Below are 16347 nucleotides of genomic sequence, written 5' to 3' on the forward strand. Positions count from 1 at the left end.
TCAGCTGCCGCCGCGCTCGAACTTGAAGACCGCCGTGCCGGCGCGCGCATTGGGCAGCCAGCGCACGTCGCGGCCGTCCTGCAGGCCGAAGGCATCGAGCACGCGCAGGTTGTTCTTGCCGGCCAGCACCTCGAAGTCCTTGAAGGTGCCCACGCGGATGTTGGGCGTGTCGTACCACTGGTAGGGCAGGCGGCGCGTCACGGGCATGCGGCCGCGCGCGATGCTCAGGCGGTTGGGCCAGTGCGCGAAGTTGGGAAAGGCGACGATGCCGGTGCGCCCCACGCGCGCGGTCTCGCGCAGCATCACCTCGGCGTTGCGCAGGTGCTGCAGCGTGTCGATCTGCAGCACCACGTCGAACGAGGCGTCGTCGAACATCGCCAGGCCTTCGTCGAGGTTGAGCTGGATCACGTCGACCCCGCGGCGAATGCACTGCAGCACGTTGCCGTCGGCAATCTCCACGCCGTAGCCGGTGCAGCCGCGCTCGCGCTGCAGCAGGTCGAGCAGGGCGCCGTCGCCGCAGCCGAGGTCGAGCACGCGCGATCCCTGCGGCACGAGCTGCGCAATCAGGCGTTGATGGTCGAGGTCGCTCATTGGATCTCCTTGGCAACGCGCTCGAAGTAGGAGCGCACCACACCCATGTAGCGCACGTCGTCGAGCAGGAAGGCGTCGTGGCCGTGCGGCGCGTCGATCTCGGCGTAGCTCACGTTGCGGCGGTTCTCCAGCAGCGCCTTCACCAGCTCGCGGCTGCGCGCGGGCGAGAAGCGCCAGTCGGTCTTGAAGCTCACGAGCAGGAACTTGGCCGTGGCAGTGGCGAACGCGGTGCTGAGCTTGCCGCCGTGGCTGCGCGCGGGGTCGAAGTAGTCGAGCGCGCGGGTGATCAGCAGGTAGGTGTTGGCGTCGAAGTACTCGCTGAACTTGTCGCCCTGGTAGCGCAGGTAGCTTTCGATCTGGAACTCGACGTCCTGCGTGGAATATCGGTAGTCGAGCGCCGCAGGCCCGGCGTTGCCCTCACCTTCCACGGCACTGCGCAGGATGCGGCCGAACTTCGCGTTCATCACGTCGTCGCTGAGGTACGTGATGTGGCCGATCATTCGCGCGATGCGCAGGCCGCGTTTCGGAACGACGCCGTGTTCGTAGAAATGGCCGCCGTGGAAGTCGGGGTCGGTCACGATGGCGCGTCGCGCCACCTCGTTGAAGGCGATGTTCTCGGCCGTGAGGTTGGGCGCGCTGGCCACCACCACGGCGTGGCGCACGCGCGCGGGGTACTGCAGCGTCCAGGACAGCGCCTGCATGCCGCCGAGGCTGCCGCCCATCACTGCCGCGAGCGTGTCGATGCCGAGCGCGTCGAGCAGCGCGGCCTGGGCGTCGACCCAGTCCTCGACCGTGACCACCGGGAAGTCGGCGCCGTAGACGCGGCCGGTGGCGGGGTTGACGTGCATCGGGCCGGTCGAGCCGAAGCAGGAGCCGAGGTTGTTCACGCCGATCACGAAGAAGCGGTCGGTGTCGACCGGCTTGCCGGGGCCCACCATGTTGTCCCACCAGCCCTCGGAGCGGGCCTGGCCCTGGTAGACGCCGGCGACGTGATGCGAGGCGTTCAGGGCATGGCACACCAGCACCGCATTGCTGCGCTCGGCGTTCAGGGTGCCGTAGGTTTCGTAGGCGAGCGTGTAGTCGCTGATCGACGCGCCGCTGCGCAAGGCCAGCGGCCCTGCGAACTGCATCGATTGCGAGGTGACGACCAAAGGAGGTGACGACGACATGAATGAAAAAACCCGGCCTCGCCAAAAACGAGCCGGGTCTGCCGCGCCTGTCTTTAGCTGAATTTATAAAGCGCCCGCAAGCTGTAGCAAATCGGCGCAGGGCAAGTATATCCCCCAGGCTTCGCGCACTGCGTGTCGCTTCTCCACCCCCTCTACGGGGGCAACACCGGCGGCCCGGCGAAGCCGGTTCCGCGGTGTTCCCGGAAGCAACCCGCCCTTCTTACCAGCCGACGATCATGACGATGCCGAGCACCAGGAAGATCGCGGCGGAGATGCCGTGCACGAGCTTGATCGGCACACGCCGCACGATCTTGTCGCCCAGCCACACCACCGGCGCGTTGGCCAGCATCATGCCCAGCGTGGTGCCGGCGACCACCCAGAAGTAGTCGTGCGTGAAGCGCGCGGCGAGCATGACGGTGGCGATCTGGGTCTTGTCGCCCATCTCGGCCAGGAAGAAGGCGATGACGGTGGTGCCGAACACGCCGAACTTCGACACGCCTGGGGCGTCGTCGTCGTCGAGCTTGTCGGGAATCAGCATCCAGACCGCCATGGCGATGAACGAGCCGCCAAGGATCCAGCGCAACACCTCGGGCCCGAGCCAGCGCGTGATGTAGTTGCCGACGGCGCCCGCCAGCGCGTGATTGACGATGGTGGCGACGAAGATGCCGAGCACGATCGGCCAGGGTTTCCTGAAACGGGCCGCAAGCAAAAGGGCCAGGAGTTGGGTCTTGTCGCCCATTTCCGCGAGCGCAACGACGCCGGTTGCAACGAGAAAAGCTTCCATGATGAACGTGGGGTTCCTTGGGCCGAAGGACGCAATTGACCATGCAACACCTTCGGCCATATTTCCCGAAGTTGCATGGTCAAAGGTCTCGCCAGGTGTGGGCTCACTGCACGCGCCATGTCCCGTGTGGGGCAGGACAAGTCTGTTGACGCGGGCCCTTCTCGCAAATCGGAAGGCGGCTACTCCCCAATGACGGGGCGAATTCTAACCACCGCTCGCGCCGGAATAGCCCGCCAACAGTAAGCGTGCACTGGCTTTCCGATGGTTTTGACAGGGGCTACCTCAAGACGCAAATTCCCGCTTGCTTTTTAAATATTTCCCCCATAATGCACGAGCCTCCCTCTTCATTTTGGCCGGGAGACAGCTCGGTGATCGGTCAGTTTCGCGCGACTCGACGGCTCTCGTTTGAGTGATGCTTTCGGGACTCCATCGCTTTTCTTGATGTGTTTATAGGAGTCCCTCGATGGGCAACAAACTGTACGTCGGCAACCTGCCTTACTCGGTGCGCGACCAGGATCTCGAACAGGCTTTCGGCCAGTTCGGTGCAGTGACCAGCGCCAAGGTCATGATGGAACGCGACACCGGCCGCTCGAAGGGCTTCGGCTTCGTCGAGATGGGCAGTGACGCGGAAGCTCAAGCAGCCATCACCGGCATGAACGGCCAGCCCCTGGGCGGCCGCAGCGTCGTCGTCAACGAAGCACGTCCGATGGAAGCACGTCCCCCGCGCAGCGGTGGTGGCGGCGGCTACGGCGGCGGCGGTGGTGGTTATGGCGGCGGTGGTGGCGGTGGCTACGGCGGCGGCGGTGGTGGCTACGGTGGCGGTGGCGGCGATCGCAGCGGTGGCGGCGGTGGTCGCTCCGGCGGTGGCGGCTACGGCGGCGGTGGCGGTGGCCGCAGCGGCGGCGGCGGTGGCGGTGGAGACGGCGGTTTCCGCAGCCCCTACGGCGCCGGCCCGCGTGGCGGCGGCGGTGGTGGCCGCAGCGGCGGTGGTGGTGGCGGCGGCTACGGCGGTGGTGGCGGCAACAGCTACTGAGCCCTGCACCTCGGCACACAGAAAGACGAAAGGCTCCCTCCGGAGCCTTTTTTCGTGGTCGGCCGCGCAAGACCGCGCGCTGGCGTGATCGCGCTCAGGTTTCCCCGCTGCGCTTCTTGCGCCCCCGCCCCTGCACGGCCCGGTCAAGCAGGGAATTGGGCAGCATGCGCATGACCTTCGCAATCACGCCCATCTGCCACGGAATCACGCGGTAGCTGGTGCCCGACTCGATGGCGCGCAGCGCCTGGGCGGCGAAGTCCTCCGCCTTCATGAGAAACGGCATGCCATAGCGGTTGCCCTGCGTGAGCGGCGTGTCGATGTAGCCCGGGCAAAGGGTGACCACCTTGACGCCGCTGTTGTGCAGCTCGCCGCGAAGGCTTTCGCAGTACGCCACCACGCCGGCCTTGCTGGCGCAGTAGGCACCGTGCCCCGGCAGCCCCCGAATGGATGCCACGCTGCCGATGCCCACCAGCCGCCCGCTGCCGCGCCGCACCATGGCCCGCACGAACGGATGGAAGGTGGCGGCCAGGCCGACGTTGTTGGTGGCGAAGGTCTGCGCCAGCACGTCGAGGTCGGTGCGCTCCGCCGTGTCGATGCCCACGCTGATGCCGGCATTGGCGATCACCACGTCGGGCAACCCCTGGCGCGCGATGCAGGCGTTGCCCGCAGCCACGATGCTGTCGGTCTGCGCCACGTCCGCACTATAAATTTGATAGCGTTCCGTGCTTAATTGGCGGGCGTTTGCCCACGATTCGATCTCTGCCGTGCGGCGCGCGACGAGCGCCAGCCGGTAGCCCGCGTCGCAGAAGCTCGCAGCCAGGGCCTGGCCGATGCCGCTCGATGCACCGGTGATGAAGACTAGCGGGGACGTGGTCATGCGGAGGTTTGTTCTTCTTCAGCGCTTCTTGGCGGGAGCAGGGGCGGCAGCCGCCGCCGACGGAATCAGCACCCCGCGCACCCGGCCGTTCAGGTTGGCCACGCCGCTCAGGTTGTCGTAGTCGAGCGTGTCGCCCACGAACTTGTCGGTGCCGCGGATGAGCGTGACCGGCTTGTTCGAGGTGACGCGCTCGGTGTCGACGTAGGCATGCAGGAAGTCGCCGCGAAACTCGAGCTGCGGCGTGGCCTTGCCGCCCGGGCCCACCGTCGGCTCGCGGATGACGATCGCATTGCCGAACAGCTGAATCTCGCTGCCGTCGGAATTCGACAGGCCCCGGTCGGCCGTTGCGCGGGTTACCAGCCCTTCGGGCGACACGGAGCGCATGCGCACCTTGTCTACTTCCATGGTGTCGGTGTCGGGGAAGTGCCGGCCCTCGGTGCCGTGCAGCTCGCTGCGCAGGTCGCCGTTGGGCAGGAAGTTCTTGATGACGAAATCGCGCATGAAGTAGTCGGGCTCGTGCGTGGGCGCCACCTTGGCCACGGGCTCCAGCAGCTTGGGCGCGTTGCGCACCAGCCAGTAGGTGCCCAGCGCGACGCACGCCGTCAGGATGATCGGCAGGTAGATCGTGGCGCGGTCGAGGACGTCGCGCGCCAGGCCCCACACGCGTTTCACATTGCTCATGGCTTCGGTTCCCGGTTCGGGCCCAGCGCCGCGTCGAGCAGCGCGCGGTATTGGCCGCAAGCGGTGAGCAGCAGGTCGCAGAACTCGCGCGCCGCGCCTTCGCCGCCGCGCGCCAGGGTCACATAGTTTGCGACGCCGCGCACCTCGGCATGCGCATTGGCCGGCGCCGCCGCGAAGCCCACGCGCGTGAGCACGGGCAGGTCGGGCCAGTCGTCGCCGATGGCCGCGGCCTGCGCCCAGCCGAAGCCCAGTTGGTCGAGCATGGCCTGCGCGGCGGGCAGCTTGTCTTCGGTGCCGTAGCGCACGTGCTCGATGCCGAGCGCCTCGAGCCGCACGCGCAGCGGCTTGGAGTCGCGCCCGGTGATCACGGCCGGCACGATGCCGGCCTTGCGCAAGAGCTTCAGACCGTAGCCGTCGAGGATGCTGAAGCGCTTGAGCGTCTCGCCGTGCTCGGTGAAGTACACGCCGCCGTCGGTCAGCACGCCGTCGATGTCGAAGAAGACGATGCGCACGTCCTGCGCGGCGAGCAAGGTCTCGGCCTGGAACTCGAGCGGCATCAGATGACCTTCGCCCGCATCAGGTCGTTGGTGTTGATCGCGCCCACGATCACCCCCTCGCCGTCGATCACGAACAGGCGGGTGATGCCGCATTGCTCCATCAGCTCGGCGGCCTCCACCGCCAGCGCGTCCACGCGGATGGTGCGCGGATTGCGGTGCATCACCTCGGCCGCCTTGGGGCTGCGCAGGTCGGCGCCGGCTTCGATCAGGCGGCGCAGGTCGCCGTCGGTGAAGATGCCCGCAGCGCGGCCATCGGGCTCGACCACCGCAGCGGCGCCGAAGCCCTTGATGCTCATCGCGCGCATCAGCTCGCTGATGGTGGCCGACGGCGGCACGCGCGGCACCTCGTCGCCCGAGCGCATGACGTCGCTCACGTGCGTGAGCAGCTTGCGCCCGAGCGCGCCGCCCGGGTGCGAGCGCGCGAAGTCTTCCGAGCCGAAGCCGCGCGCGTCGAGCAGCGCCACGGCCAGCGCGTCGCCCATCGCCATCTGCGCGGTGGTGCTCGCGGTGGGCGCGAGGTTGAGCGGGCAGGCTTCCTTGGCCACGCCCGCGTCGATCACGATGTCGGCGTGGCGCGCCAGCGTCGATTCGGGGCGCCCGGTCATGGCGATCAGGGGCACGCCCTGGCGCTTGACGACGGGCAGGATGACGGTGAGCTCGTCGACCTCGCCGCTGTTGGAGATGGCCAGCACCAGGTCGACCGTCTTGATCATGCCGAGGTCGCCGTGACTGGCCTCGGCAGGGTGCACGAACATCGCGGGCGTGCCGGTGGAGGCGAGGGTGGCGGCGATCTTGCGCCCGACATGGCCGCTCTTGCCCATGCCCATCACGACCACGCGGCCGCGCACGTCGAGGATCTTGCGCACGGCCTCCACGAAACTCGGGCCGACGCGGCCCTTCAGGCCGAGAACGGCTTCGGCTTCGATGTCGAAAGTCAGGCGTGCCCGGGCGAGGATCGCTTCGGGGTCGACCACGTGGGCCGGGGCGGGGCGGGAACTCATCGCCGGATTTTACGGGCGGGCGGCCTTGCCCCCACGCTCGGCACGGCGTGCACTCCCGCACGCCTGCGCACGAGTCTTGCTCTAGCATCGGCGCCTATGTCTTCGTTCGATCTCACGCTGTTGTATCTGTTGGCCGCGGTGATCGGCGTCGTTGCATGCCGGTCGCTGAAGCTGCCGCCGATGCTCGGCTACCTGTCGGCCGGCGTGCTGATCGGACCGCACGCCTTCGCGCTGGCGCAGAACACCGAAGGCATCCAGCACCTGGGCGAGTTCGGCGTGGTGTTCCTCATGTTCGTGATCGGGCTGGAGTTCAGCCTGCCCAAGCTGCGCGCCATGCGCAAGCACGTGTTCGGGCTCGGCCTGCTGCAGGTGCTGCTGACGATGACCATCGCCACCGTCGGCGCGCTGGTGATCGCCACGCAGCTGCCGCCCGCCTGGCGGCTGGGCTGGCAGACCGCGCTGGCGCTGTCGGGCGCGCTCACCATGAGCAGCACGGCCATCGTGGTCAAGCTGATGGCCGAACGCCTCGAGCTCGAGAGCGAACACGGCAAGCGCGTAATGGGCGTGCTGCTGTTCCAGGACCTGGCCGTGGTGCCGCTGCTGGTGCTGATTCCAGCGCTGGGCGCGCCGCCCGAGGCGCTGGCCAAGGCGCTGGGCTTCGCGCTGCTGAAGGCGAGCTTTCTCATCGGCGTGCTGCTCTACGGCGGGCCGCGCGTGATGCGCTGGTGGCTCACGCTGGTGGCGCGGCGGCGCAGCGAGGAGCTCTTCATCCTGAACGTGCTGCTGGTCACGCTGGGCCTGGCCTGGCTCACCGAACTGGCCGGCCTGAGCCTGGCGCTGGGCGCGTTCATCGCAGGCATGCTGGTGTCGGAGACCGAATACAAGCACCAGGTCGAGACCGACATCCGCCCGTTCCACGACGTGCTGCTGGGGCTGTTCTTCATCACCGTGGGCATGTCGCTCGACTGGCACATCGTGGTCGAGCGCTGGTTGCTGGTGGGCGTGCTGCTGCTGGTGCCGCTGGCGTTCAAGCTGGGGCTGGTGACGGTGCTGGCCAAGGTGCTGGGCGCCACCTCGGGCGTGTCGCTGCGCACCGGCCTCTACCTGGCTCAGGCCGGCGAGTTCGGCTTCGTGCTCCTGACGCTGGCGCAGGAGCGCAGCCTGCTGCCGCCGTGGCTGGCCAACCCGGTGCTGGCGTCGATGGTGCTGTCGATGCTGGCCACGCCCTTCATCATCATGTACAGCAATGCCATCGTGCGAAAGCTCGTGGCGAGCGACTGGATGCAGCAGTCGCTGCAGATGACGAGCATCGCGCGCAAGACCATCAACACCGCCAAGCACGTGATCATCTGCGGCTACGGGCGTTGCGGGCAGAACCTGGCGCGCATCCTGGAGCGCGAAGGCATTCCCTACATGGCGCTCGACCTCGACCCCGACCGCGTGCGCCAGGCCGCCGCCGCCGGCGACTCGGTGGTGTTCGGCGACGCGGCGCGGCTGCAGGCGCTGATGGCCGCGGGCCTGGCGCGTGCGAGCGCCGTGGTCGTCACCTACCTCGACGTGCCGGGCGCCATGAAGGTGCTGGCCAACACGCGCGCCCATGCCGCCCACGTGCCGGTGATCGTGCGCACGCAGGACGACCACGACCTCGAGAAGCTGCAGGCGGCCGGCGCCACCGAGGTGGTGCCCGAGGCCATCGAAGGTTCGCTGATGCTTGCCAGCCATGCGCTGGCGCTGGTCGGCGTGCCGATGCGCCGCGTGATCCGCGTGGTGCAGGACCAGCGCGACGCCCGCTACAACCTGCTGCGCGGCTACTTCCACGGCGCCGACGACGACAACGCCGACGAGATCAACCACGAGCGGCTCAACAGTTTCACCCTGAGCACCGGCGCGCGCGCCATCGGGCAGACGCTGGAGCGCATGGCGCTGCCCACGCTGGACGTGCGCGTGGTCAGCCTGCGCCGGCAGGACGGCCAGACGCGTGCGCTGGCCGAAGACACGGTGCTGTCGGACGGCGACACGCTGGTGCTGTCGGGCAAGCCGGCCGCGCTGGCCGTTGCCATCGAGCGGCTGCAAAAGGGCTGACACAGGCCGCAACGGCCGGCGCTGGCGCCGATCAGTTGATCAGTTGATCAGTTGATCAGGGTCGGATTGCGCTTTTCTTCTTCGAGACGCTGCTGGCGGCGCACCGCTTCGCACTGCGCGTGTGCCTTGAACTCGGCCTTCAGGCACTGGGCGGCCATGCACTGCGCCCTGGCGATGAAGTTGCGGTCGCCGCACAGGGCCTGGGGCTCTGGCGGCGCAGCGGGCGCGGCCGGCGGCGGGGCCGGTGCAACGGCGGGTGCCGCGGGCTCCGGTGTGCCCGGTGCCGCCGCGGCGACAGCCGCCTGCTTGCGCGGCTTGGCGACGGGCTTGGACGTCGCGGCGCCTGCCGCCGGGGCCGGGGCCGTTCCAGTGACAGGTGGCGGCTCGGCTGGCACGGCGGCCTGCGGTGCCGGCGGCACCGCGGCAGGCGGCGGCTCGGCCGCTGGCGAAGGGGCCGCAGGCGCCGGTGCCGCAACGGCCGGCACGGGCGCGTCGGCCACGGCGGGCGCCTTGCGCGTCCCGTAGCCGTACCAGCCGGCGACGACCATCGCCACCGCCACGACCAGCAGGCCGAGCCACAGCAGGACCATGCGCTTGCGCGGCGCCGATTCGGCCCGTGCCGGACGGCGGACCGAAATGCGCGCCTTCTTGCGTCCGTCTTTCGCGGCTTGCTGCGACTCGAAGGTCGCCGACACGGCATGCGGCGCAGCGGCGTATGGCGGTTCTTCGTCGCCGTCGTGCACCATAAACACCGTCTGCTCGTCGTCCCGCGGCGCGGCGCCCAGCCTCCCGAAGAACGACGACCGCGCAGGTCGGGGCGCCGGCGCGGGCACCGGCGCGCCCGGATCGAACAGCGGCGCCGGAATGGTGGGCGCGCGCAACTGGGCCGGCGCGGTGGTGGCCCATTCGCGCTCGGGGCTGGGCGGCGGGGGAATCCGGTCGGGCGCGGTGGACAACGCGAGGCCGCAGCTTCGGCAGAAATGGGCGCCGTCACGGTTTTCCGTGCTGCAGACCGAACAGATCAAGGCCATGGCTTGCGACTGACTACTCTGGAATCAAAAAACGAGAACGGGGGCGTCGAGCCCCCTGCGGAAGACGGCCTGGCAGCGGACAGCGCAGGCCTCAGGTCACGGCGACGCGCTTGGAGCGGTGCCCCATGCGCTTGGCGAGCACGGCGCCCAATGCCATGGCAATTTCCAGCGCCATGTTGGGCTGGCGGTTCGACATTTCCCCAAAGCGGATCGCGTTGAGCCGCCACACGCGGCCCGCGCCGGTGACCACCACATTGGCCGAGTGCGGCTGGCGCGAGAAGAACGAACCTTCCCCGACCACCGAGCCGGGCGTGAGCACGGCGAGCTTCATCTGTTCCTTGCTGCTGACACGGTGCACGCTGATGGCGCCGCTCTCGAGGAAGAACACCGAGCGGTCCGGCGTGCCCTGTTCGATCAGCACGTCGCCGACCCCGGTCTCGATGGGCTGCAGATAGCCCGCCAGCGTGTCCCACTGCTGGACGGTGAACGTCAACGCGAAGGCGTCGCTGTTCATGTTCTCCGCGATGGCGCGGCTCAGGTTCTGGATGGACATGTTTTTCTTCAACCCCGCTTGTGAGCCGAAGTATCCGCGAACGCGGCAAGATTCGGCTACAAGTGTTTACGCTTTTCCCTGCGCCTGTCGCTATTTGCCGATGCAGAAGCTGGAAAAGATGACCCCGAGCAGGTCGTCCGCGCCGAACTCGCCGGTGATCTCGTTCAGCGCGTTCTGCGCCAGGCGCAGTTCCTCGGCCAGCAGGTCGAGCAGTTGCGCCTGCGCCGCCAGGTGGCCGGCGGCCAGCGCCAGGTGCGTTTCGACCTGCGCCAGCGCCTGCACATGGCGTGCCCGCGCGAGGTACACCCCCTCGGGCACGGCCTGCCAGCCGGCCATGGCCAGCAGTTGCTCGCGCAGCGCCTCGATGCCCAGGCCGGTCTTGGCCGACAGGGCGATGCCCTGGGCGTGGGAAGCCGAAGGCGCCGCGTCCTGCTTGTTCCACACGTCGAGCACCGGCACGCTCGCGGGCAGCTTGCTGCGCAGGCTGGCCAGGATGCCGGCATCGGCGGCGGCGTAGTCGCCCAGGTGGGCGCGCGTCAGGTCGTGCAGGAACAGCACGGCATCGGCGCTTTCGATCTGCCCCCAGGCGCGCGCCACGCCGATCTGCTCGACCTCGTCGCTGCTCTCGCGCAGCCCGGCGGTGTCGGCCACGTGCAGCGGCACGCCGTGGATCTGGATGGTCTGCGAGACCACGTCGCGCGTGGTTCCGGCCACCGCGCTCACGATGGCCAGCTCGGCGCCGGCCAGCGCGTTGAGCAGCGAGCTCTTGCCCGCGTTGGGCTGCCCCGCGATCACCACCTTGATGCCTTCGCGCAGCAACGCGCCCTGGCGCGCGCGCTGCTGCACGGCCGCCAGCTGCGCCTGCAGCCGGTCCAGCTGCCCGGCGGCATCGGCCTTCTGCAGGAAGTCGATTTCTTCCTCCGGAAAGTCCAGCGTGGCCTCCACCAGCATGCGCAGGTGGATCAGCGCGTCGCGCAGCGTGTGGATCTCGCGCGAGAAGGCGCCCGACAGCGAGCGCCCGGCGCTGCGCGCGGCCGCCTCGGTGCTGGCGTCGATCAGGTCGGCGATGGCCTCGGCCTGGGCCAGGTCGATCTTGCCGTTGAGGAAGGCACGCTGGCTGAACTCGCCGGGCTCGGCCACGCGCAGGCCGGGAAGGCGAGGGCGCCCGCTGGCGGGGTCGGGCTCGGCGGCGGCCTCCAGGCAGCGCGCCAGCAGCAGCTGCAGCACGACCGCGCCGCCGTGGGCCTGCAGTTCGAGCACGTCTTCGCCGGTGAAGGAGTTCGGGGAGGGAAAGTGAATGGCCAGGCCGTGGTCGACCGGCTCGCCGTCCTTGTCCCTGAACGGCAGGTAGGTCGCTTCGCGCGGCTTGAGCGCGCGGGCGCAGAGCGCGCCGATCAGCGGCGCCAGCCTGGCCCCCGACACCCGCACGATGCCCACGGCCCCGCGACCGGAGGCTGTGGCGATGGCGACGATCGGGTCGGTGGTGCGTGCGAGCATGGTGGAAGCCGGATTCTTTCAGCAAAAAGGGCCGCTGATGCGGCCCTTCGGGATTGACGCAGCTGGCGTCCGGCTACTTCTTGCCGAGCACGCCGAGTCGCTTGTTGATGAACCACTGCTGCGCGATCGACAGCGTGTTGTTGGTGATCCAGTACAGCACCAGGCCGGCCGGGAAGAAGATGAACATCACGCTGAACGCGAGCGGCATGATCCACATCAGCTTGGCCTGCATCGGATCGGGTGGCGTCGGGTTGAGCCAGGTCTGGAACAGCGAGGTGGCCGTCATCACGACCGGCAGGATGTACCAGGGGTCCGGTGCCGACAGGTCGCTGATCCAGAGAATCCACGGCGCGTGGCGCATCTCGACCGACGACAGCAGCACCCAGTACAGCGCGATGAACACCGGGATCTGGATCACGATGGGGAAGCAGCCGCCCATCGGATTGACCTTCTCGGTCTTGTAGATCCGCATCATTTCCTGCTGCATCTCTTGCGGCTTGTCCTTCAGCCGCTCGCGCATTTCCATGATCTTGGGGTTGATGGCCTTCATCTTGGCCATGCTGGCGTAGGCCTTGGCGTTGAGCCAGTAGAAGGCCGCCTTCAGCAGCACCACCAGCGCCACGATCGACCAGCCCCAGTTGCCCAGGATGCCGTGCAGCTGGGTGAGCAGCCAGTACAGCGGCTTGGAGATGATCGCGAAGATGCCGTAGTCCTTCACCAGGTCCAGGCCCGGGGCGATGGCTTCGAGCTTCTTTTCTTCTTCGGGACCGGCGAACAGCGCACTGTTCACGACCTGCGTGGCACCCGGGGCGATCTTCGGCAGCGTGGCCACCATGGCCACGGTGAAGAGGTTGTCGCCCAGGTCCTTCACGCGGAACTCGCGGCGCAGCTGTTCGCTGGCCGGGTCGCCCTTGAGCAGCCACGCCGACGCGAAGTAATGCTGCACCATCGCGATCCAGCCGTCGTTGGCCGGCGGCGGCGGTTCGATCTTGCCCTTGGCGATGTCCTTGAAGTCGAGCTTGTGGAACTTCTTCTCGTTGGTGTACGCGGCGGGACCGGTGAAGGTATTGGTGCCGAACATGGTGCCGGCGGCCACGGTGCCGTGGCGCAGCAGCTGCAGGTACAGCTGCGCGTCGCGCGGCTGGTCGCTCACGTTGACCACCTCGTGGCGCACGCCGATGACGTAGTCGCCGCGGTGGAACACGTAGGTCTTGATGTACTTCAGGCCACCGACGGGCGCGCTCTCGAAGCCCACTTCCAGCGTGTTCTGGCCATCGGCCATTTCGCGCGGGCCGGCCTTCGGCGTCATCGGCGTCAGGTGGTTGGGGAAGCGCTCACCGGTGTCGACCGTGTTCAGCAGGCCGGTCTGCGCGACGTAGCGCGTGGCTGGCGAGCCGTTTTCGAACAGCACGACGCGCTTGGTGCGGTCGGCTTCGTCGTACTTCTGCAGCTCGAGGTGGTTGACCGTGGCGCCTTCGCTGTCGATCGTGGCCTTGAACAGGTCGGTGGTCACGATGACCTGCTCGCGGGGAGCGACCGCCGCAGCCTGCGTGGGCACGGCGCCTGCGTTGCCGCTGGTGCCGGATGCCGTCGGCACGCCGTTGCTGGCAGCGGGCGTGGTGCCGGCCGGGGCGGTGGCCACGGCGGCCGGCTTGCTCGACGGCAGGAAGGTCGGCTTGTTGCCGTTGAAGACCTGCCATTGGTCCCACAGCAGCACCAGCGAGAACCCAAAAATCACCCACAGGATCGTGCGGCGGATATCGTTCATGACGAAGACTTCTTGTCGGAGGAGAGAAGAGACGAAAACAGCGATCCTGACTTGTCAGTGCGACGCTTTGATTTCGGTGGAACCGGATCGTGGCCGCCCTGGCACCAGGGCTGGCAGCGCACGACGCGGTGCGCAGTGAGGTAGCTGCCCTTGAGCGCGCCATGCACCTCCAGCGCCTCGATCGAATACACCGAGCAGGTCGGCGTGAAGCGGCACGACTGGCCGAGCCAGGGGCTCAGCAGCAGGCGGTACCCCTTCACGAGGCCGATCAGCAGGCGTTTCATGGCGAGGGGGCGGAAGGCGCGGGCGTGGGAGCGCGCTCGGAACGCGCGCGCGGCGGCGCCGCCGGGCGGGCAGCCCGCTCCAGCAGCTGCTGGAGCTCGGCGCGCACGGCGGCCTTGAGCTTGTCCGACGTGGCGCTCACGAACTCCTTGCGGTCGAAGGTCGAGCGCAGCCGCACCACGTGCGCCGCACGTGGCAAGACCACGCCGGGAGCAGCGCTCACGGCGTAGATCTGGCGCTTGATGGCGTTGCGCGTGACCGCACGGCGCGCCCAGCGCTTGGGCACCATGGCGCCCAGCCAGACGTCGTCGGACACGAACAACGGCTGTGCGCTCGATGCGAGATCGAGCGCACAGCGGTGCAATGCGAAATGAGCAGTGCGCGCCACGGTGGCACCTGCGAGAGCGGCCTGGAATTGCGCGCGGGTCTTGAGCCGCTGCATGGAAGCCGGGCCGGGCACGTCGTGACCGGGACTACCGGATGCGCCGGCTGCGGGAGCTGGCGCTGACGTGTCGGCTGCTGGCAACGGCAGGTGAGCTGCCGTCAGACGGCCAGGCGCTTGCGGCCCTTGGCGCGGCGTGCGTTGATGACGGCACGGCCGCCACGGGTCTTCATGCGGACCAGGAAGCCGTGGGTACGGGCGCGGCGGACTTTGGATGCTTGGTAGGTGCGTTTCATGGTGATTTCCTAATTCCCTGTTCGCGCGGGCTCTTCGTACGGAAGGCATGAAGAAACCTGCGGGGCGCCGGGGGAGCGTATTGGGATGGCCCCTGAGCTCCTAGTGACGAACGCAAGAAGGTTTTCAGGGAAACCCGCAATTATCGCAAACATTGGCCGCGGGGACAATCTTCGAGCAGATTTGCGGGCCTTTCGCCGGCCCTGCCAGCATGTGGATAAGGTTTTGACAAGTTAGAATGCCGGGTGCCTTCCAGCAGAGAATATCCACAATACCTATACCAAAAAATGCACGAGGGTTTCACCACTTTTTCAAGCGCCCATGTCCACTGACGGCATCGGCGAAAGCCTCTGGCAGGCCTGCGTCGACCAGCTCGCGCAGGAACTGTCCGAGCAGCAGTTCAACACCTGGATCAAGCCCCTGACCGCACAGGTTGCCGACGACCTGTCGCGCATGACCGTGTTCGTCGCCAACCGCTTCAAGCTCGACTGGATCCGGGCCCAGTACGCCGGCAAGATTGCCGCCATGGCCGAGAAGATGTACGGCCAGCCAGTGGCTGTCGAGTTAGCGCTTGCTCCTCGCGAAACGCCCGTGCGGTCTGCGCCAGTTGCCGTGATGGCCGAGACCGATGTGCCCCGCGACGTCGCCGGGCCGGGCGAGGAGCCCGCCGCCGCCGGCTTCAAGAACCGGCTCAATTCCGGCCTCACCTTCGACACCCTGGTCGAAGGCACCGCCAACCGCATGGCGCGCGCCGCGGCCATGCACGTGTCGGGCATGCCGGGCCATCTGTACAACCCGCTTTTCATCTACGGCGGCGTCGGCCTGGGCAAGACCCACCTGATGCACGCGGTGGGCAACCGGCTGCTCGCCGACCGGCCCGATTCCAAAGTTCTCTACATCCACGCCGAGCAATTCGTGTCGGATGTGGTCAAGGCGTATCAGCGCAAGACTTTCGACGAGTTCAAGGAGCGCTACCACTCGCTCGATCTGTTGCTCATCGACGATGTGCAGTTCTTCGCCAACAAGGACCGCACTCAGGAAGAGTTCTTCAACGCGTTCGAGGCCCTGCTCGCCAAGAAGTCGCACATCGTGATGACCAGCGACACCTATCCCAAGGGCCTGGCCGACATCCACGAGCGCCTGGTGTCGCGCTTCGATTCAGGCCTCACGGTGGCCATCGAGCCGCCCGAGCTCGAGATGCGCGTGGCCATCCTGATCAACAAGGCGCGTGCCGAATCGGCGGAAATGCCTGAAGAGGTGGCTTTCTTCGTCGCCAAGAACGTGCGCTCCAACGTGCGCGAGCTCGAAGGCGCGCTGCGCAAGATCCTGGCCTACTCGCGCTTCAACCAGAAGGAGATCTCGATCGCCCTGGCGCGCGAGGCGCTGCGCGACCTGCTGTCGATCCAGAATCGCCAGATCTCGGTCGAGAATATCCAGAAGACGGTGGCCGACTACTACAAGATCAAGGTCGCCGACATGTACAGCAAGAAGCGCCCGGCCAGCATCGCGCGGCCGCGGCAGATCGCGATGTACCTGGCCAAGGAGCTCACGCAGAAAAGCCTGCCCGAAATCGGCGAGCTGTTCGGCGGGCGCGACCACACGACGGTGCTGCACGCGGTGCGCAAGATCTCGGGCGAGCGCCAGCAGCTCACCGAGCTCAACCAGCAGCTCCACGTGCTCGAACAGACGCTCAAGGGCTGACAAACCGGATGTCATCGGGAGCGTCCCCGCGACAGCGGAGAATGGCGCCCTTACAAGCTGATTC

At 67.7% G+C, this 16347-nt stretch carries 17 protein-coding genes and 1 riboswitch; of the genes, 3 read left to right on the plus strand and 14 right to left on the minus strand.

Translation table 11 applies throughout. From position 1 onward, the window contains the following. From metW to AC0IYU_RS03725, 3 genes are all read right to left on the minus strand, one after another. On the minus strand, positions 1 to 591 hold the full coding sequence (metW, locus tag AC0IYU_RS03715; protein WP_472113179.1) for a methionine biosynthesis protein MetW: 591 nt from the start codon (positions 589 to 591) through the stop codon (positions 1 to 3). Continuing rightward, positions 588 to 1760, minus strand: a complete 1173-nt coding sequence (gene metX / locus AC0IYU_RS03720) for a homoserine O-succinyltransferase MetX (RefSeq protein WP_472113182.1) — start codon at positions 1758 to 1760, stop codon at positions 588 to 590. The genes metW and metX overlap by 4 nt, the downstream gene beginning before the upstream one ends. A gap of 220 nt (positions 1761 to 1980) precedes the next feature. Continuing rightward, complete coding sequence (locus AC0IYU_RS03725; protein WP_435439795.1) at positions 1981 to 2544, minus strand: TMEM165/GDT1 family protein; 564 nt, start codon at positions 2542 to 2544, stop codon at positions 1981 to 1983. An 11-nt stretch (positions 2545 to 2555) separates the two neighbouring features. After that, positions 2556 to 2744: riboswitch (yybP-ykoY riboswitch) on the minus strand. A gap of 263 nt (positions 2745 to 3007) precedes the next feature. Here AC0IYU_RS03725 and AC0IYU_RS03730 point away from each other — a divergent pair. Further along, a complete protein-coding gene (locus AC0IYU_RS03730; protein WP_472113184.1) occupies positions 3008 to 3577 on the plus strand; it encodes an RNA recognition motif domain-containing protein in 570 nt (189 codons plus the stop codon). A 94-nt stretch (positions 3578 to 3671) separates the two neighbouring features. Here AC0IYU_RS03730 and AC0IYU_RS03735 read toward each other — a convergent pair whose 3' ends face one another. The 4 genes from AC0IYU_RS03735 to AC0IYU_RS03750 are packed head-to-tail and all read right to left on the minus strand — an operon-like array spanning position 3672 to position 6693. Further along, positions 3672 to 4454 (minus strand): SDR family oxidoreductase, encoded by a 783-nt coding sequence (locus AC0IYU_RS03735; protein WP_472113187.1) that lies wholly within the window; start codon positions 4452 to 4454, stop codon positions 3672 to 3674. An 18-nt stretch (positions 4455 to 4472) separates the two neighbouring features. Further along, on the minus strand, positions 4473 to 5135 hold the full coding sequence (gene lptC, locus AC0IYU_RS03740; protein WP_472113190.1) for an LPS export ABC transporter periplasmic protein LptC: 663 nt from the start codon (positions 5133 to 5135) through the stop codon (positions 4473 to 4475). Beyond that, complete coding sequence (locus AC0IYU_RS03745) at positions 5132 to 5692, minus strand: KdsC family phosphatase (RefSeq protein WP_472113193.1); 561 nt, start codon at positions 5690 to 5692, stop codon at positions 5132 to 5134. The genes lptC and AC0IYU_RS03745 overlap by 4 nt, the downstream gene beginning before the upstream one ends. Continuing rightward, on the minus strand, positions 5692 to 6693 hold the full coding sequence (locus tag AC0IYU_RS03750; RefSeq protein ID WP_472113196.1) for a KpsF/GutQ family sugar-phosphate isomerase: 1002 nt from the start codon (positions 6691 to 6693) through the stop codon (positions 5692 to 5694). Before AC0IYU_RS03750 ends, AC0IYU_RS03745 begins: the two co-directional genes overlap by 1 nt. Before the next feature lie 96 nt (positions 6694 to 6789). Here AC0IYU_RS03750 and AC0IYU_RS03755 point away from each other — a divergent pair, with 96 nt between their 5' ends. Beyond that, complete coding sequence (locus AC0IYU_RS03755) at positions 6790 to 8775, plus strand: monovalent cation:proton antiporter family protein (RefSeq protein ID WP_472113199.1); 1986 nt, start codon at positions 6790 to 6792, stop codon at positions 8773 to 8775. A gap of 47 nt (positions 8776 to 8822) precedes the next feature. On the opposite strand, the gene AC0IYU_RS03760 is transcribed toward AC0IYU_RS03755, so the two are convergent. The 7 genes from AC0IYU_RS03760 to rpmH all read right to left on the minus strand — a co-directional run bounded on the left by AC0IYU_RS03760 (position 8823) and on the right by rpmH (position 14584). After that, positions 8823 to 9731, minus strand: a complete 909-nt coding sequence (locus tag AC0IYU_RS03760; protein WP_472113202.1) for a zinc ribbon domain-containing protein — start codon at positions 9729 to 9731, stop codon at positions 8823 to 8825. A 166-nt stretch (positions 9732 to 9897) separates the two neighbouring features. Next, the gene (locus tag AC0IYU_RS03765) at positions 9898 to 10359 is read right to left on the minus strand and encodes a Crp/Fnr family transcriptional regulator (protein WP_435439803.1); all 462 of its coding nucleotides are present in this window, start codon (positions 10357 to 10359) and stop codon (positions 9898 to 9900) included. A 90-nt stretch (positions 10360 to 10449) separates the two neighbouring features. Beyond that, a complete protein-coding gene (mnmE, locus tag AC0IYU_RS03770; protein ID WP_472113205.1) occupies positions 10450 to 11856 on the minus strand; it encodes a tRNA uridine-5-carboxymethylaminomethyl(34) synthesis GTPase MnmE in 1407 nt (468 codons plus the stop codon). A 73-nt stretch (positions 11857 to 11929) separates the two neighbouring features. After that, positions 11930 to 13624 (minus strand): membrane protein insertase YidC, encoded by a 1695-nt coding sequence (gene yidC / locus AC0IYU_RS03775; RefSeq protein ID WP_472113208.1) that lies wholly within the window; start codon positions 13622 to 13624, stop codon positions 11930 to 11932. Continuing rightward, on the minus strand, positions 13621 to 13908 hold the full coding sequence (gene yidD, locus AC0IYU_RS03780) for a membrane protein insertion efficiency factor YidD (protein ID WP_472113211.1): 288 nt from the start codon (positions 13906 to 13908) through the stop codon (positions 13621 to 13623). Before yidD ends, yidC begins: the two co-directional genes overlap by 4 nt. Then, positions 13905 to 14348, minus strand: a complete 444-nt coding sequence (locus AC0IYU_RS03785; protein WP_472113213.1) for a ribonuclease P protein component — start codon at positions 14346 to 14348, stop codon at positions 13905 to 13907. Before AC0IYU_RS03785 ends, yidD begins: the two co-directional genes overlap by 4 nt. A 101-nt stretch (positions 14349 to 14449) precedes the next feature. Further along, positions 14450 to 14584 carry a 50S ribosomal protein L34 gene (gene rpmH / locus AC0IYU_RS03790; RefSeq protein ID WP_007834827.1) on the minus strand — a complete coding sequence of 45 codons (135 nt, stop codon included), beginning with the start codon at positions 14582 to 14584 and terminating at the stop codon, positions 14450 to 14452. Between the two features lie 319 nt (positions 14585 to 14903). Here rpmH and dnaA point away from each other — a divergent pair, with 319 nt between their 5' ends. Next, the gene (gene dnaA, locus AC0IYU_RS03795) at positions 14904 to 16283 is read left to right on the plus strand and encodes a chromosomal replication initiator protein DnaA (protein ID WP_435439808.1); all 1380 of its coding nucleotides are present in this window, start codon (positions 14904 to 14906) and stop codon (positions 16281 to 16283) included. Positions 16284 to 16347 lie beyond the last annotated feature (64 nt).

The sequence above is a fragment of the Variovorax sp. AC103 genome (genome assembly GCF_979254005.1).

Bases quoted from the DNA above. Each gene is read 5' to 3' on its own strand.
- yidC (WP_472113208.1), bottom strand. From the start codon at position 13,624: ATGAACGATATCCGCCGCACGATCCTGTGGGTGATTTTTGGGTTCTCG.
- AC0IYU_RS03735 (WP_472113187.1), bottom strand. From the start codon at position 4,454: ATGACCACGTCCCCGCTAGTCTTCATCACCGGTGCATCGAGCGGCATC.
- AC0IYU_RS03765 (WP_435439803.1), bottom strand. From the start codon at position 10,359: ATGTCCATCCAGAACCTGAGCCGCGCCATCGCGGAGAACATGAACAGC.
- AC0IYU_RS03755 (WP_472113199.1), top strand. From the start codon at position 6,790: ATGTCTTCGTTCGATCTCACGCTGTTGTATCTGTTGGCCGCGGTGATC.
- AC0IYU_RS03730 (WP_472113184.1), top strand. From the start codon at position 3,008: ATGGGCAACAAACTGTACGTCGGCAACCTGCCTTACTCGGTGCGCGAC.
- mnmE (WP_472113205.1), bottom strand. From the start codon at position 11,856: ATGCTCGCACGCACCACCGACCCGATCGTCGCCATCGCCACAGCCTCC.
- metX (WP_472113182.1), bottom strand. From the start codon at position 1,760: ATGTCGTCGTCACCTCCTTTGGTCGTCACCTCGCAATCGATGCAGTTC.
- metW (WP_472113179.1), bottom strand. From the start codon at position 591: ATGAGCGACCTCGACCATCAACGCCTGATTGCGCAGCTCGTGCCGCAG.
- rpmH (WP_007834827.1), bottom strand. From the start codon at position 14,584: ATGAAACGCACCTACCAAGCATCCAAAGTCCGCCGCGCCCGTACCCAC.
- dnaA (WP_435439808.1), top strand. From the start codon at position 14,904: ATGTCCACTGACGGCATCGGCGAAAGCCTCTGGCAGGCCTGCGTCGAC.
- AC0IYU_RS03785 (WP_472113213.1), bottom strand. From the start codon at position 14,348: ATGCAGCGGCTCAAGACCCGCGCGCAATTCCAGGCCGCTCTCGCAGGT.
- AC0IYU_RS03745 (WP_472113193.1), bottom strand. From the start codon at position 5,692: ATGCCGCTCGAGTTCCAGGCCGAGACCTTGCTCGCCGCGCAGGACGTG.
- AC0IYU_RS03750 (WP_472113196.1), bottom strand. From the start codon at position 6,693: ATGAGTTCCCGCCCCGCCCCGGCCCACGTGGTCGACCCCGAAGCGATC.
- yidD (WP_472113211.1), bottom strand. From the start codon at position 13,908: ATGAAACGCCTGCTGATCGGCCTCGTGAAGGGGTACCGCCTGCTGCTG.
- AC0IYU_RS03725 (WP_435439795.1), bottom strand. From the start codon at position 2,544: ATGGAAGCTTTTCTCGTTGCAACCGGCGTCGTTGCGCTCGCGGAAATG.
- lptC (WP_472113190.1), bottom strand. From the start codon at position 5,135: ATGAGCAATGTGAAACGCGTGTGGGGCCTGGCGCGCGACGTCCTCGAC.